General features: G+C 56.9%; 12 protein-coding genes. 6 read left to right on the forward strand and 6 right to left on the reverse strand.

All coding sequences use genetic code 11. The annotated features are described in order from the left end of the window. Positions 1-3 precede the first annotated feature (3 nt). Together cysD and cysC are read left to right on the forward strand one after the other, a co-directional pair. Positions 4-906, forward strand: a complete 903-nt coding sequence (gene cysD / locus HGP14_RS31685) for a sulfate adenylyltransferase subunit CysD (protein WP_168833812.1) — start codon at positions 4-6, stop codon at positions 904-906. Beyond that, the gene (cysC, locus tag HGP14_RS31690; RefSeq protein ID WP_168833786.1) at positions 906-2,798 is read left to right on the forward strand and encodes an adenylyl-sulfate kinase; all 1,893 of its coding nucleotides are present in this window, start codon (positions 906-908) and stop codon (positions 2,796-2,798) included. Before cysD ends, cysC begins: the two co-directional genes overlap by 1 nt. Positions 2,799-2,819: 21 nt before the next feature. Here cysC and HGP14_RS31695 read toward each other — a convergent pair whose 3' ends face one another. Both HGP14_RS31695 and HGP14_RS31700 read right to left on the reverse strand, forming a co-directional pair. Beyond that, on the reverse strand, positions 2,820-3,719 hold the full coding sequence (locus HGP14_RS31695) for a sulfotransferase (RefSeq protein WP_168833787.1): 900 nt from the start codon (positions 3,717-3,719) through the stop codon (positions 2,820-2,822). A gap of 39 nt (positions 3,720-3,758) precedes the next feature. Beyond that, complete coding sequence (locus HGP14_RS31700) at positions 3,759-4,994, reverse strand: glycosyltransferase family 4 protein (RefSeq protein WP_168833788.1); 1,236 nt, start codon at positions 4,992-4,994, stop codon at positions 3,759-3,761. 251 nt (positions 4,995-5,245) lie between these two features. On the opposite strand from HGP14_RS31700, the gene HGP14_RS31705 reads away from it, so the two are divergent. Both HGP14_RS31705 and HGP14_RS31710 read left to right on the forward strand, forming a co-directional pair. Further along, entirely contained in the window at positions 5,246-6,589 is a 1,344-nt protein-coding gene (locus HGP14_RS31705; protein ID WP_168833789.1) for a polysaccharide lyase family 1 protein, read from the forward strand. 17 nt (positions 6,590-6,606) lie between these two features. Beyond that, positions 6,607-7,770, forward strand: coding sequence for a glycosyltransferase family 4 protein (locus tag HGP14_RS31710; RefSeq protein ID WP_168833790.1), 1,164 nt, complete (start codon positions 6,607-6,609; stop codon positions 7,768-7,770). Here HGP14_RS31710 and HGP14_RS31715 read toward each other — a convergent pair. The 3 genes from HGP14_RS31715 to HGP14_RS31725 form a co-directional block, all read right to left on the reverse strand. Next, positions 7,767-9,005 (reverse strand): DegT/DnrJ/EryC1/StrS aminotransferase family protein, encoded by a 1,239-nt coding sequence (locus HGP14_RS31715; RefSeq protein WP_168833791.1) that lies wholly within the window; start codon positions 9,003-9,005, stop codon positions 7,767-7,769. The two genes, HGP14_RS31710 and HGP14_RS31715, sit on opposite strands and share 4 nt — an antisense overlap. Before the next feature lie 52 nt (positions 9,006-9,057). Then, entirely contained in the window at positions 9,058-9,738 is a 681-nt protein-coding gene (locus tag HGP14_RS31720) for a PIG-L deacetylase family protein (RefSeq protein ID WP_168833792.1), read from the reverse strand. Positions 9,739-9,819: 81 nt separating this feature from the next. Next, positions 9,820-11,064, reverse strand: coding sequence for a polysaccharide biosynthesis/export family protein (locus HGP14_RS31725; protein WP_246704700.1), 1,245 nt, complete (start codon positions 11,062-11,064; stop codon positions 9,820-9,822). A gap of 276 nt (positions 11,065-11,340) precedes the next feature. Here HGP14_RS31725 and HGP14_RS31730 point away from each other — a divergent pair, with 276 nt between their 5' ends. Then, positions 11,341-12,684 carry a lipopolysaccharide biosynthesis protein gene (locus HGP14_RS31730; protein WP_246704701.1) on the forward strand — a complete coding sequence of 448 codons (1,344 nt, stop codon included), beginning with the start codon at positions 11,341-11,343 and terminating at the stop codon, positions 12,682-12,684. A gap of 187 nt (positions 12,685-12,871) precedes the next feature. Then, on the forward strand, positions 12,872-13,798 hold the full coding sequence (locus HGP14_RS31735; protein WP_168833794.1) for a sulfotransferase domain-containing protein: 927 nt from the start codon (positions 12,872-12,874) through the stop codon (positions 13,796-13,798). Positions 13,799-13,925: 127 nt separating this feature from the next. On the opposite strand, the gene HGP14_RS31740 is transcribed toward HGP14_RS31735, so the two are convergent. Then, positions 13,926-15,038 (reverse strand): ABC transporter permease, encoded by a 1,113-nt coding sequence (locus HGP14_RS31740; protein ID WP_168833795.1) that lies wholly within the window; start codon positions 15,036-15,038, stop codon positions 13,926-13,928. Between the last annotated feature and the right edge of the window lies 1 nt (position 15,039).

Here is a 15,039-nt window from a genome sequence, read left to right on the forward strand (position 1 = left end):
CAAATGGTGAGAGCCGAATATCTGGAGCAACTGGAAGCGGAGTCGATCCATATCCTGCGGGAGGTGGCGGCGACGTGCGCGCGCCCGGTACTGCTCTACTCGATCGGCAAAGACTCGTCAGTCCTTCTGCACTTGGCGATGAAGGCGTTCCATCCGGGGCGGATCCCTTTTCCGCTACTTCATATCGATACGACATGGAAGTTCAAGGAGATGATCGCCTTTCGCGACAGAACCGCACATCGTCTCGGTCTGGACCTCATCGTGCACCGCAACGAAAGCGGTGTCACAGACGGCGTCAATCCTTTCGACTACAGCCCGAGCGCCTATACGCACGTCATGAAGACTTTGCCTCTTCGAGAGGCGCTCGACACATATGGTTTTGATGCAGCTTTCGGAGGCGCTCGCCGTGACGAGGAGATATCACGCGCCAAGGAGCGGATTTTTTCTTTCAGAAATGCCTCCCACTCCTGGGATCCGAAGAGGCAACGCCCCGAAATGTGGAGGACATACAATACTCGCATTAATAAAAATGAATCGATCCGCGTATTCCCGCTGTCCAATTGGACAGAGCTCGATGTGTGGCAATACATTCTGAAAGAAAATATCGAAATCGTCTCGCTTTATCTCGCCGATAGGCGTCCCACCGTCCATCGAAACGGCATGCTCATCATGGTTGATGACGAGCGCCTGCCGCTTCTTCCCGACGCGATCATCGAAGAGCGGCTTATCCGATTCAGAACGCTCGGCTGCTACCCTCTCACCGGTGCGATCGAATCCAGTGCTCGCACGATCCCCGAGATCATCTTTGAAGCCTTGGTTGCCCGGACGACGGAGCGTCAGGGTCGTGCCATCGACCACGATGAGTCCGCATCAATGGAGAAGAAGAAAAGGGAGGGTTATTTCTGATGGAGGTCCAGGTCGAAAGCCGAGGCACGACAACAGAAGCCGACGCACCGCAGGGCTCTTGTCTTCGGGTATTGACCTGCGGGTCGGTCGATGACGGAAAGTCAACTCTCCTTGGCCGCCTTCTGTTCGACACGAGTTCTGTTGCCGACGATCAGATTACCACCCTTACAAAGGACAGTGCCCGTTTTGGCACGGTTGGCGAAGGGAAGCTTGATTTGGCGTTGCTGGTGGACGGTTTGGAGGCTGAACGCGAACAGGGAATTACGATCGATGTTGCCTACCGGTTCTTTGCCAGCAGCAAACGCAAGTACATCCTGATCGACGCTCCCGGTCATGAAGAATTCACGCGCAACATGGCAACGGGTGCCTCCAATGCGGATGTAGCGATTGTCCTGCTGGACGCCAGGAAGGGGCTCCTGCCGCAAAGCCGGCGTCATACCTTCATCAATGCGCTGCTTGGCGTCCGGCATGTCGTGCTCGCGGTTAACAAGATGGACGTCGTAGGCAACGACGAGGAGACATTTCGCTCGATCTGTGAAGCTTTCGAAGCCTTCGCCAAGCCGCTTGGTTTCACGACCACATATTGCATTCCGGTTTCAGCACTCCATGGCGGCAACGTCGTCGCTCGATCGGCGGAAATGCCATGGTATGATGGTGAGCCCCTTCTCGCCTACCTGGACAACCTGGAGTGCGAAGCGGACGGCGATGATGGCCCGTTTCGTTTTCCCATCCAGATGGTCAATCGGGCGAGTTCCGAATTTCGTGGTCTATGCGGCCAAGTCGCTGGCGGGATTGTTTCCGTAGGCGACAACGTGATTGTCGCCAAGTCGGGACAGCCGGCGCAAGTCCGGTCGATCATTCACGGGTTCGACTATGTCGACCTGGCGCGGAAGGGACAGGCCGTGACCGTTGTCCTGGACGAATGCGTGGAGGTTTCGCGTGGAAACATGCTCGTGGCGCCGCAGTCGCAGCCCTGCATCTCCGATCAGTTCATGGCTCATTTGATCTGGTTTGACCACAAGCCGCTTTTGCCGGGCCGGAGCTATGTTTGCAGAACCGAGACGGACGTGACTGACGCTACTGTAACTGCGCTCAAATATAAAATTGATGTCAACAGCTTGGCGCATAATGCTGCCACTTCGCTACAAATGAACGAAATCGGCGTATGCAATATCTCGACCCAAACGCCCATTGTCTTCGATACCTACCACGACAACCGAAACACCGGCAATTTCGTGCTCATCGATCGTTTTTCGAATGCGACCCTCGGCGCAGGTATGATCGACCATACGTTGTGGCGTTCGCAAAACATTCACTGGCAGGTGCTGGATATCGACAAGAGCGCGCGCGCAGCGATCAAGTTTCAGCAGCCGCGGGTGCTGTGGTTTACCGGGTTGTCGGGGTCCGGCAAATCGACGATCGCCAATATGCTGGAGAAACTGCTTCATGCACAAGGCAGGCATACCTACATTCTCGATGGCGACAACATTCGGCACGGTTTGAACCGCGATCTGGGGTTCACGCAAGAAGCCCGCGTGGAGAATATCCGGCGGGCTGCCGAAGTCGCCAAGCTCATGGCCGACGCCGGCCTGATCGTTCTCGTCTCGTTTATTTCCCCGTTCCGATCGGAGCGGTCGATGGCGCGCGGTCTTTTCAATCCAGGCGAATTCATCGAGATCTTCGTTGATACGCCGATTGAGGAGTGCATACGGCGCGATCCAAAAGGCTTATATCGTAAGGCTTTAGCCGGAGAAATTAAGAACTTCACAGGGGTTAGCTCACCATACGAGAACCCCATTTCTGCGGATATTCACCTGAAGACAGTCGGCAGGCAGGCTGAAGATCTCGCATTGGAAATTGAAGACTATCTGACCCAGCTGGCAGCTCGATAGATTGTTAAAAATTTTCTCTCTTTATACCCGGCGTTCCGGCGCGGGCGAGCTTGCGTATGGTGTCGTCGACCGACGGCTTGTTTCCTCCGGGGTGGATGCACCCGCGAGCCAACGGGAGAGATCACGATTCATCAACGTCCCAAGCTTTTCGATATCACTCGCATAGAAGTCGATCATTCGCTGCCTGAGATCGCCTTTCAATGGTGGGTACATCGTCGAGCGCGCCACGACCGAGCGCAGCCGTCGCATCAGCGGAATATGGCGGAACGGCGCAAGCGCCGGTTTGAATGGGCCTATCAGCCGACGCAAAGTAGGGCCGACAACCGGCTCGTTGCGATCCTTGACCTTGGTTGAGAGCGGCAAAACCGATTGCTGGCGGCTGAGGTTGAGGAAATCGCGCACGGTATTCAGGTGCGCCTGAGGATTACCAAGAAGGTCTTCGAACAGCAGGATGTTGAGGCGCTCGCGCGGAAACAAATCGAGATAACGCGACAGCTGCAGATGATACAGTCCCCATGCAAGGAAGCGCCCCTCTGCCCCTTTGCGCGGGTCCAAATAAGCTTCGACGTCTCTTGTCACATCACCTCTTCGCAGGAGCATGCAATAATCCGAATAGGCGCGATCGACCGGATTTCTCAATTGGGCGATCAGCAGCACATTTGGCAGGCTGTCCTTGATGCGCTGGGCGGCTTCCGGTGCTTCCAGGTAGGAATTAGATTTTTCACCTACTACCCGAGAGTTATCTGTCACCCGAAACTGTGACAGGTACCAGCCCTGTCCCTTACTGAATTCGCGGCTGAAATAATGCAGTTCGGGATCGGGTATATAGACATTGGGGTCATTCTGTAGCGACCGCTGGAGCCACGTCGTCGCGCTCTTCGTTGCGCCAATGATCAGAAAGCCAAGGTCGTCGATACGCATGCTTATTCCCCTCTTTGCTAGACCCGGCCGGCGATTAGATCATGCTGCTCTGCCGGTGATCTGACGATAGATGCGCATTATCTCTTCGGTATGCGGGCGTATTCCGTAGCTTTTCAATGCAGAGGACCGCGCGTTTTCGCTTATGCGTCTCCATTCGGCAGGGTCTTTCAAGAGCCTGGCCATCGGCGCGACAAACGCGGTTGGACGCTCCGGCTCAACCAAATAGCCGGTCTTGCCATCGACAATTGCCTCCGGATTTCCCCCGTGGTTCGTGGCGACAACCGGGGTGCCCAGCAGCATCGCCTCGATGAGCGTTCGTCCGAATGGTTCGTTTACGGCCGGAACGAGCAGAATATCCATGGCGCACATCAACCGGTTGATCGGCGAGCGGAAACCCATGAGGTGGATGCCGTCTTCGATCCGCAGTTCCCGCGCGCGTTCCATCACCTCGCCGTCGAGCCGCTTTCCATATTGCTCGGGCGAACCAAACAGCAGACCGGCGATCTTCACTTCCGGATACTGCGAGCGAAACGCGTGTACCGCTTCGACAAAGCGGATGGGCCGCTTTCGGTCGATGAGGGCGCCAAAAAATCCGACAAGGCGGGTTTCTTCGTCCAACCCAAGCTCTTGAACTAGCTCCATACGGCATTCTTCCCTGTCCGGCAGCATGTCCGGATGGTCGAAGGGGCTATGCACCACTGAGGTTCGTCGCTCAATGGAAATGAGAGGCGAGGAGGGCCTGGCATAGTTGGAAACGGTGACAATGTGACTGGCAATGAAGGGCGCCAGGAGGTTCACGCCTCGAGCAGCAGGATCCCCCCGGTGGTGCCATAGCAAGCGCGCTCCGGCAAGGACCGTGGGGAGGGCCCATGTGCTATGGATCAGCCCGCTGTTTGTATGAACGATATCCGCTTTGTGTTGCTTGAGAAAACGAACCATGTGCGCGGCCGCCAGAGGATAGAGCATAGCCGACGCGCCTCCTGTCGTGCGGCTATGGCGCGGCCTCAGAAGCAATTCGTTGACTGTCAGATAAGGAACCTCCCGGCTGTCCAAATATTTCGCGAAATCGCCCTCAGGGCTGTGAACGACTACCACTGGGTTCACCTCAGAGGGGTGAAGCGCTTCAATAAGCTTGATGGCTGAAATGTCGCTTCCGCCGAATTCATCACCGACGAACGGGTAGATCACGACTAATGGCATCGAACCCATAGAATTCATCCCAAAGCTCGCAAGCTTCGAATGCGCGAGATTAGCATCTTCGCGATTACGGGTCATTTGAATATTACAGCATGCCGCAACACTATAGGGTGTCACCCGATTTCATTATTGCTTCTACTCATGAAGCGGCGCATTTTGGCGGGGCGCTTCGTGCATTTAATTAGTCAGGATTGGCAAACTACAGAGGCGCATTCGTTGGGCGTTGTTGAAGTCCGGAGGTTCTGGCTTTGGATACGAACGGCACAGACGCTAAAGGTAGTTTGCATCACCCGGCGACAGCGGCGCCAAGATTCACCAGGGCAGCGCGCGTGCTGGCCCTTGTTTTCACATTCTCTGCCATCAACGGCTACGCTCTGGCAGCAGGCACAGCACCTGATGCATTCCCCGGCGCCCAAGGCTACGGAAAGACTGCGCAGGGCGGCAGGGACGGTACCGTCATCCCGGTCACCAACCTCGATGATAGCGGCCCCGGAAGCCTTAGAGAATGCATTGAAGCGACGGGGCCGCGAAACTGCGTTTTCCGCGTAGCCGGCGTCATCAACCTAAAGCGTAGCCTCGTCGTCCGCAGCGAGGATGGCTTTGTCTCCATTCTCGGGCAGACTGCTCCCGGCGACGGTATCGTCTTGACGATCGAACAACCTGACAGTGAGGGGAAAAATACGCTGCTGGTGTTCAAGGGGACGAATGACGTCGTCGTCCGCCATATCCGCCTCCGGCCTCGCCTTCCGAACACAATCAAGAACGTTCACGGGCTGGTTATCGAGAACAGCCGAAAGGTATATGTCGATCATGTCTCGATCTCCTGGGCAACGGATGAAAATATCAGCACCTATTCCAACGCTTCTGACGTAACGATCGCGGATTCGATCATGGCGGAGGGGCTCAACAAACACAGCAAGTGCACTTTGCTCGGCGCCGATCCCCGAACCGCCCAGAACCTGACATTCCTCAGGAATCTCTGCCTTTCGAATAGGGACCGGAATCCGGACAACAATCACTACGGGCAGTCATGTATCGAGATCATCAACAACGTCTTCTTCAACGCACTGTCCGAGTGGGCGGAGGTCTTCTCTCAGTATCCCGGCGGAACGCCGATCGCGTATGCGGGGAATTATTTCAAGGCAGGTCCAAGCACGCATGATTTGACTTATGCCATCAAGGCCCAGGATGCAGCCCGGGTTGCCGATCCCCAGATCTATCAGGAAGGCAATGTCACCTGGGCGCCGCCCACCAAGACAATCGTCACCGTGGCGCCGGAAACCGAGCGGTTCCTCGTCTCCAGCCCGCCTTGCCCCTTGAGTGTGAGCGAGGTCGCCCCGGCAGCAAAAGCCTATGATGACGTTCGTACAAAATCCGGCGCGTTCCCACGAGATAGTCTCGATCAGGCCTGGGTGAGAGACATGGGGCCGCAAGGTCAGAACGGCAAAGGCCGGATGGTGACTGCGCCCGGGCAAATCCCACCGATGCAAAGCGCGGCGGCCTACAAAGACGACGATCAGGATGGAATGGCCGACTCCGTCGAAGCGCAGTTTGGCGCCAAGCCGGGAGTAAACGACGCGTGGGCAACGAGCACACCTGACGGCCCTTCGCATTTCGACGCATTCATGGAATGGCTCTCCGAAGAACGGATCGCGGGCCGTTACCCGCAGTGATACAGGCAACCACCGCCATGCAAACCGCCGCTGCCGAACCGCACGGACGGCGGTATGCTGACCGGATTGCCGTCGTGATACCCGGGCTATCGGCAGGCGGCACGGAACATGTCGTCAGCCTTCTCGCAAACCATTGGGCGGCCTCGGGCTACGCCGTGACGGTCGTTACCTTCGAAGCTCCGGATACAAAACCTTACTACGCCTTCCGAGATGACGTGCGCATCACGCGACTGGGCCTTCCGCCGGGAAAGACGAGCAGATTCGTGTCGACAGTTGCGGTCTGGCAGCGGATCTGGCGGTTGCGATCGGCAATACGCCAAGCCGATCCGGCTTTTGTGCTGAGCTTCCTAACGCGCACCAACGTGACGACGCTGATTGCTATGTTAGGCTCCGCCATTCCGATTGCGGTTTCGGAGCGCAACAATCCCGATGCCCAACCCTTCGGCGTTGTGTGGAAATGGTTGCGCGGTAAGCTCTATCCACGTGCTTTTTGTCTGGTGACGATGACCCATGGGGCGCTTGGGTATTTTCCGGATGACATTAGACAGAAGGCGCGTGTCATTCCGAACGCGGTCGATCTTCCCACGAATTGGACCGACCGCAGGACTGGCAGGACGTTGACTGCCGTCGGCAGGCTGACGCATCAGAAAGGTTTCGATTTGCTCCTGCAGGCATTCTCCAAAGTCGCAGATCGGCACCAGGAGTGGAAACTGGTCATCTGGGGCGAGGGCGAGGAACGGGGCAGGCTTCAAACGCTATGCGCCACGCTTGGATTGAAGCGGCGGGTGGAGATGCCGGGCGTGACGTCGAGCCCTGGCCAATGGATCGAGACCGCGGACGTTTTCGTCTTATCGTCACGCTATGAGGGGTGGGGCATCGTTCTTCTTGAGGCCATGGCCGCTGGCATTCCGGTGGTGAGTTTCGAATGCAAATGGGGCCCCGGTGAAATGGTCACCGACCAACATGACGGAATTCTCGTTGAACCGGAGAATGTCGACGCGCTGGCGGATGCGCTTGATTTGGTCCTTCGGGATAGCACCCTGAGAGAAAAGCTGGCGGAGAATGCCATGAGCAGCGCAAAATCCTACTCCCAGGAGCGCGTGCTGCAGGCTTGGGACGACTTGGTCGCTTCAGCGCTCGCGGCGTCACCTCGACCGTTAGTCAGGCGAGGGCGGTACTAGTACCCAAGCCTCAGGCCTGCCGCTATGGCGCTGTCTACCGCTGCTGGCGAGCGTTGTCTCCGAGCTGATTTTCTGCCTGTGCCGGTTGCGGCAAGTACGGTTTCTCGAAGAAGCTTGGCATTTTGTATCATCGCCTCTTCCGTCAAACTGGGATCAACGAGAAAGGCAAGGCTCGTTTCCCCGAGCACCTTGGCGACGGGCAATCTCTCGACCGATCGCCCGCGGCTGGTGAATGCCTTTTCGAGATAGATCTCCGGACAGCTGCCCACGAAGCAGGGAAGGCCGCGCTCGTTCAGGGCTGCCAGGATTTTATCCCGGTCATAACTCGGCTTCAGATGGTCGGGCCTCACGAACGTGTAGAAGCGGTAGTAGGCATGGCGGATACCATCTTGCGGTACAGGTGTCCGAAGGGCGTCGAGGTCAATCGTCGCGGAGACGAGGATGCGCGCATTTCGTTCCCTGGCCGCCTGCAGTTCCGCAAGCCGCGAAAGCTGGCACAGACCAAGCACAGCCTGGTAAGACATCATTCGGAGGTTCGTGCCGACAGATTCATGAAGCCATCGAAAACCGCTTCCACCGGCCTTTCCTTGGACGGCTCCATATGACTTACCGTGATCCTTTCTGCTCCAGGCCTTCGCCCAAAGGGACGAGTCGTTCATCGCAATGAGGCCGCCTTCGCCGCCTGTTGTGATGATCTTGTCCTGGCAGAAGGAGAAGGCGGCAATGTCGCCAAACGAGCCAACCGGCCGTCCGTCGATTTCAGCCCCATGGGCCTGGGCGCAGTCTTCAATGACCCAGAGACCCTTCTCGCGGGCAAAGGCCATGATCTCAGGCATCTCGCAGGGCCAGCCGGCAAGGTGAACGACAATGATGCCTTTCGTCCTCGGCGAGACTTTCTCCGCAATGGTTTTCACTGTCAGGTTCTGGCTGTCCTGATCGACATCCGCAAAGACCGGCACGCCGCCGCAGAACGGCACGCAGGCCGCAGATGCGACGAAACTTCTAGGAGTAACAATGACTTCGTCTCCAGACCTCAAGTCGAGTGCGAAGAGCGAGAGTTCGAGAGCCGCGGTGCCATTCGTAACAGCGATGGCGTGTTTTACGCCAAGGAAGGCAGCGTAAGCTTCCTCGAACTGCCGGACATAAGGCCCCGTCCATGCGTTGACCTGCCCGGTACGAAGCATGGATGCGACTGCTTCAATCTGTTGCTCGTCAAACACCGGCCAGTGCGCCATTTCCTCCTCCGCATTTTGGATGCGATGGCCATTTCACAGGCAGGTTCTTGCGTTACAGAACCTGCCGGACCAACACGAATGCCTCGGCCGCCCGCCTGAAAACGGTCGCGCCACGCAGCGTCGCCAGCGCCTTCAGGGTTTCGATGGCCCGTTCGTGCGGAACCGGCCGGATCTGAGACTCAAACGCGGCCATCGCTTTCAACTTGGTCTCGAGATGATCCTCGATATCGACGAAGACGTTCGGCGCGAAATTGGGCGTCACATAAGCCGCGTTCCAATTCGTCTCGGAGAGTGTTTCATACGCTAGGATCAATTTTGGAAATTGCGTCTGGTGCGGTCTGGCTGCAACAAGAGACGCGGTAAAGACGATCTGGTGATCGACATGTATGTCTCCGACAAACGGGATGAGAAGCGTCTGCGGTGCACTTTCCGCCACGAGTTCAAGGAGCGAGGCGTTCAGATCGGCGACGACGGTCTCCGCCAGGCCGGCGGCCGGAAAACCCATCCAATAAGTCTTGGCTGCGCCGAGGATCTCGTGCGCCCTCCGTGCCTCCTCCTTTACGCGCGCCACGCCCTCCGAGGGGAAATGCGGTGGCTTGCCTTCCGTAACGATGGCGATGCGCACGTCGGATCCTTCTGAGGCAAGCCGGGCCACTGTTCCGCCTGCCCCGAGAACCTCGTCGTCCGCATGGGGCGCAATAACGAGTGTCCTGCCGAAGAGCTCACTCAACATGGGCGCGTCGCCTTTCGCCGCAGTGAGCGTTCCCGAAGTTGTGGGGGATCGAGAGCTCAGGTCCACGCGCGTTCCTTAGCGTTACATTCCCGCAATCGAGACCGCGACGACATCCCCCGGAAGCAGCTCCGTGAAAGGCGCGCCGTTGATCACTGTATTGACGCCGTTCTTGGGGCGGCGAACCTCATAGGCGAAGGAGATCTGGTCGCCCTTCCTTTCGTCAGCCGCGATGGAGGCAAGGAGATAAAATTGCTCTTCGGCGGACTGGCGCGTGGATTCGAGTTTCTTGATGGCTGCTTCGCGCTCCTGCAGCTTCAGCAATATGTCGTTCTGCCGATCTGCCTGCAACTTGGACAGTTCCAGTTTGAGGTTCCCCAGCTGCAGCTTCGAACGCGAGATTTCCGCATATATCTCCAGAAGCTGAGATTTCTCGTTTGAAGTCGTGTTCTTCACGCGGGATAGATCGGTTTCTGTGGTCAGCTCGCGCTTGCGAAGATTCGTCACACGCTCAAGGTCCCGCTCGTTCATCGCCACGACATCCTTTTGCTCCGCTTCGAGCTCAGCGAGGATTTTCAAGCTTGATTCCGTTTCGGCAATGCTCTGCGTGAGAATTTCGGCCTGAGCCTTGGTCGTGATGAGATCTGTCTTCAGAATCTTCTCTTCGATCTCGAGCACGCTCTTGAGTGATGCTCGTTCGAGATATGGCCGCGCGATTTCCGGGGCGTCGTTCAGGTCGATCGTTTCGGCACCACGCAATTGAGCCGCCAACCGTGCCGCATAGATTGCTTCATGGACGATTTCGACTTCGGCGCCGTCAATCTCGCCACGCAATCGCGCACGCGTCATGATCTTGTCGGCCGCGTTCGACGCCGCGGTTAAGGTTCCGCCTGCAAGACCAATTGCCTGGTCGACCGTCAAGCCCGGATGATAGGGAAAAGAGCCAGGATTCTTCACCTCGCCTAGCACGAAGATCGGCTTGTAAGTGGTGATGTTCAAAGCGATTTTTGGATCGACCAGTATCTGCCGGTCCTTGTACTCAGATCGCAATTTACCCAAAGCTTCGACGACCGTAAGCCCGCTGACTTCAACTCCCCCGACCAAGGGAAATTGTGCGTCGCCATCACCGTCGATCGTGAGCGAAACCGGCAGTTCTGTGTCGTCAAGAAAATCGAAGGAGATCACGTCTCCCGGCTGCAAGCGGTACGCCTCGGCGCGCACGCCGCCAGCGGTAACGAGCCCCGCGGCGGCGACGCACGCCACCCACCGCAGGACACTGCCTCGTACTCCGGAAAACGAACCGTCTTCCATCCAACGAAGCGCTGGCATGATGTCCCCCTTTGACGCCGCAGGCGACGAAACCATATTCCGCTGTAATATAAAGATTGTTGTTGCTTTTTTCGTCAAGTAAACAAATGTTAAATGGCATGTTTAGCTAAAAATAAAACAAACTAAATATTTTCACACCTGAACGTTATGCGAGTATAATCAGAAGTAATTAGATATAATACGTAGTTGTGTCATATTTATTCAATTAGAGCGCGCGCTTATTACGCTAGAAGTCGAGATCTGCGATCTTTTCTGCTAAAGGAGGAGGTTTGCGTAATGCATGGGGGCCATCGCGCACAAATGGCGCGATTTCTTCAGGGTTGGAACGATGAGGCGCGATTTGCTCAGCGCCTGCGCAACATTGGCCATCTCCTTGCCGGAAATTTCGCTAGTTCGTTCATTGGCTTAATCGGCTTTGCTCTCACGGCACGTGCACTGGGGCCGTCGCAATACGGCATCCTTGCACTCTCCTTTGCCTATGCGCGCGGCATAGAACGTCTTCTCGCCTTCCGTTCCTGGCAACCGCTCATCAAGTATGGCGCTGAGGTTTTGCACGACGAAGATCGGGACGCGCTCAGGGCGCTTTTCAAATTCGGCCTGCTTCTCGACATGGGGACTGCCTTGCTTGCCTGGGCGATAGCAGTACTGCTCGTCCTTGTGGCTGGACCCAAAATTGGCATTTCCCAAGACACGAGCCGTTACGTGATCATGTTCTGCACGGTTCTGCCGTTTCAAATGACCGGGATGTCGGTCGCTGCGTTGCGGCTCTTCGACAGGTATCAGGTGCTTGCCTACGCCCAGGTCGTGGGAACCTGTATCCGCGTGTTGCTCTGCGGCCTCGGCCTGGCGGCGGGGTGGGGTTTGACCGAATTTCTTATGCTTTGGGCGGGTACCCAGATCCTGGGCTCGTTGAATATGACGATACTGGCGTTTATCGAACTCCGGGCCCGGGGCATCCACAAAGTCATGTCAGCTCCGCTTCGCGGGATCACGACGCGCTTTCCCGGGCTCTTCAGGTTCTCGGTGTCGTCCAACCTTTCATCGTCGATCCGCTCCAGCGCGAGCGAGTTGGACACCCTGTTGGTAGGCTTTCTTACCGACCCGGCCTCCGCCGGCCTCTATCACATAGCAAAACGCATCGGCCGTATCGCGCAGCAGGTCGGCGCTCAGGTGCAAGCCGTGCTTTTCCCGGATCTCGCCAGGGCCTGGGCTTCGAAAGATCTCGCCGCCTTTCGCAAGATGATTGCTCAAGCGCAATTATTGCTGATCTGCTTCGGTGTCATCGCGTTGATCATCATTGCTGCGGCGATCAACAAGGTCCTGGAACTCACGGCAGGCCCGGAGTTCGTTGCCGCCGGTCCGCTTGTCATGGTTCAGATGGTGGCTGTCGTCTTCATCCTGAATGCCACCGTGCTTTACTCGGCCCTGCTGGCGATGAGTTTGGAACGCTCCGCGCTGCGCAGCATCTTCATCGCCATCGCTTTCTTTCATCTGACGCTGATCTTGCTGGTCCCGAGGTTGGGGCCGATGGGCGCGAACATCGCTCATATCGTGATGGCCTGCATCTGGGTCACCGGTATGATGGCTGCCTACCGGCAGCGTTTGCGGGCGCCGAGTTAGCAAATCCCTACGATCATCTCGCCTATGTCAGCGGTGTTCGCCATTGAGATCTGCGACCAGGGCTCGCATCAAGTGCAGCGAGCCCCGTCTCGGGCTAATCTGCCCGCCAGTCATTAATTAGGATTAGGTGCGGTCTGCCAAATTTCCATTACAATGGCATCATTATATCGCAGTGGGGGCAGGCGCCATGTACTTTCCTACTGGCTTGCGGAACCGGCAAAAAATTTTGCACCGACTAACAAGGCCGCAAGAAATCGCACGTTACGGCTGGCGCCAATTAGGCAAAGTCGGCGAGCAAATTAGTCTGAAAAACTACGCTTCCCTGGCTGACGCTCTTCTGGTTTCTTTTCCAAAATCAGGCCGGACGTGGCTGCGCTATGTACTGGCGCACTACTTTGCCAGCGGCTTCGAAAAGGGTTCCGCCGCACTGAATTTACACGACATGTTCGCGTTTATCCCGAATTTCGATCTCGACCCGGTGCGAGGGATTCCAGCTTTCAGAAGCCAGGTCCCCGCTGGCAAAATACCGATGGTGCTCGTCAGCCATGAGGTCAATTGGCTGCTTTTGCCAAAGCAGCTGCCAGTCATTTTCATGGTTCGCGATCCACGAGACGTACTCGTATCGGCTTATTTCCATACAACCCGCCACAAGAGTAGCTTTTCCGGATCGTTGGACAGCTTCATCGATGATCGCCAGCGAGGATTGCCGCTGATCATTTCCTATCTTAACCGATGGAGCCGGAAGCTGCAGGGCAGGCCCTATCACGTTCTCAGCTACGAGAGAATGTCGGCTGACCCGGTGAGCGAGGTCTCCGCTCTGCTGGATTTCATCGGTTGCGAGATCAATCATCAACGTTTGATGGCAGCCATAGAGGCAGGACAGTTTGAGAGAATGCGGAAGATGGAGGTCGTTGAGGGTCTCCCCGGGCACGAATACGACCGCAAAGACGATGAGAGCCTGCGTATGCGCAAGGGGCAGGTAGGCGGTTTTCGCAGCTATCTAAGCAGCGCCCAGATTTCCCGCATCGAAGCGATTTGCAACTGCGACCTATCTCCCAGCGCAAAAGCGCTGATGATAGAAGCCGGGGTAGATATGGCCTCACGTTGCCCTTGAGGCCAGCAATGCGAAGTTTGCGATTGTTTTCTTGGTTCGTGGACCCCGCAAGTTTCACGATGATGGGTGCGCGCATGGTTTGCCGCCTATATGGCGATCGAGAGCGCAAGAGCTGAGAGCTGAATAGTCACTCCAGTCTCCTTCGGAACAGCCATGAGGCGGTGCTCAGGGTTCCGGCGGCGATCAGGCCGAGCGGCCATGTTTGGCGCCATACCTCGCTGAACGGGATGTCCTTGAGGAAGATGCCCTTTACGATCACCAGAAAGTAGCGCAGCGGGTTGATCAACGTGACCGGCTGCAGCCAGTCTGGCATGTTTTCGATCGGTGTGGCAAAGCCGGAAAGAAGCATCGCCGGCACCATGAAAAGAAAGGCGCCGAGGATCGCTTGCTGCTGTGTCATGGACAGGGCGGAGATGAAAAGCCCCAAGCCGGCAACCGCGGCGAGATAGAAAAGCGAACTGCCGTAAAGCAGCAGCAGCGAGCCGCGTAGCGGCACGCCAAAAATGAAGATCGCCGCCAGAATATAGATCGTCATGTGAAAGAGCCCGATCATCATCGGCGGAATGAGTTTCCCGATCAAGATCTCATGAGTACGAAGCGGCGACACCATCAGCTGATCGAAAGTGCCGAGCTCGCGCTCGCGGGCGATGGAGAGGGCGGTGACGATGAGCCCGATCAGCAGCGCGATGCTCGCAATCAGGTTTGGCACCATGAACCACTGAAAGATCAGATTGGGATTGAACCAGTTGCGCGGCACCGTCGCGATGGAACGGGTAGCTCCGCGCACTCCCGCAGGCGTATCCGCAGACAATCCCGCGACAATCTGCGTGATGTAACCGGAGACGATTTGTGACGCATTCGAGCGCCGGCCATCCAGAATGACCTGCAGGTCAGCCGGCTCTCCGGCTTCGATCTTGCGGGAGAAGTCCGCGCCGATTTCGATTGCAACAGTCACCGCCTGGCGATCGATCGCATCCCGTACGGTCGCCGGCGTGTCGGCTATGACAATTCGACGGAATGTCGGGGAGCCTTCGATGCGCTCCACGAGTTCCTGCCCCCAGTAACCCGTGTCTCTGTTGAGCAGCATCACGTCGACATTTCGAACCTCGAGCGTCGCAGCATAGGAAAAAACCAGCAGCTGCACGATCGGCGGGCCGATCAGGATGGCGCGGCCCTTCGGATCACGGAGCACCGCCAGAAGTTCCTTGACGATGAGCGCTTTCAATCTCGACCACCACATC

It is taken from the genome of Rhizobium sp. P32RR-XVIII (genome assembly GCF_012641395.1).
Lineage (GTDB): Bacteria > Pseudomonadota > Alphaproteobacteria > Rhizobiales > Rhizobiaceae > Rhizobium.

Excerpts from the sequence above, each read along its gene's own strand:
- cysD (WP_168833812.1), top strand. The coding sequence starts at position 4 with ATGGTGAGAGCCGAATATCTGGAGCAACTGGAAGCGGAGTCGATCCAT.
- cysC (WP_168833786.1), top strand. The coding sequence starts at position 906 with ATGGAGGTCCAGGTCGAAAGCCGAGGCACGACAACAGAAGCCGACGCA.
- HGP14_RS31695 (WP_168833787.1), bottom strand. The coding sequence starts at position 3,719 with ATGCGTATCGACGACCTTGGCTTTCTGATCATTGGCGCAACGAAGAGC.
- HGP14_RS31700 (WP_168833788.1), bottom strand. The coding sequence starts at position 4,994 with ATGACCCGTAATCGCGAAGATGCTAATCTCGCGCATTCGAAGCTTGCG.
- HGP14_RS31710 (WP_168833790.1), top strand. The coding sequence starts at position 6,607 with ATGCAAACCGCCGCTGCCGAACCGCACGGACGGCGGTATGCTGACCGG.
- HGP14_RS31715 (WP_168833791.1), bottom strand. The coding sequence starts at position 9,005 with ATGGCGCACTGGCCGGTGTTTGACGAGCAACAGATTGAAGCAGTCGCA.
- HGP14_RS31720 (WP_168833792.1), bottom strand. The coding sequence starts at position 9,738 with ATGTTGAGTGAGCTCTTCGGCAGGACACTCGTTATTGCGCCCCATGCG.
- HGP14_RS31725 (WP_246704700.1), bottom strand. The coding sequence starts at position 11,064 with ATGCCAGCGCTTCGTTGGATGGAAGACGGTTCGTTTTCCGGAGTACGA.
- HGP14_RS31730 (WP_246704701.1), top strand. The coding sequence starts at position 11,341 with ATGCATGGGGGCCATCGCGCACAAATGGCGCGATTTCTTCAGGGTTGG.
- HGP14_RS31735 (WP_168833794.1), top strand. The coding sequence starts at position 12,872 with ATGTACTTTCCTACTGGCTTGCGGAACCGGCAAAAAATTTTGCACCGA.
- HGP14_RS31740 (WP_168833795.1), bottom strand. The coding sequence starts at position 15,038 with ATGTGGTGGTCGAGATTGAAAGCGCTCATCGTCAAGGAACTTCTGGCG.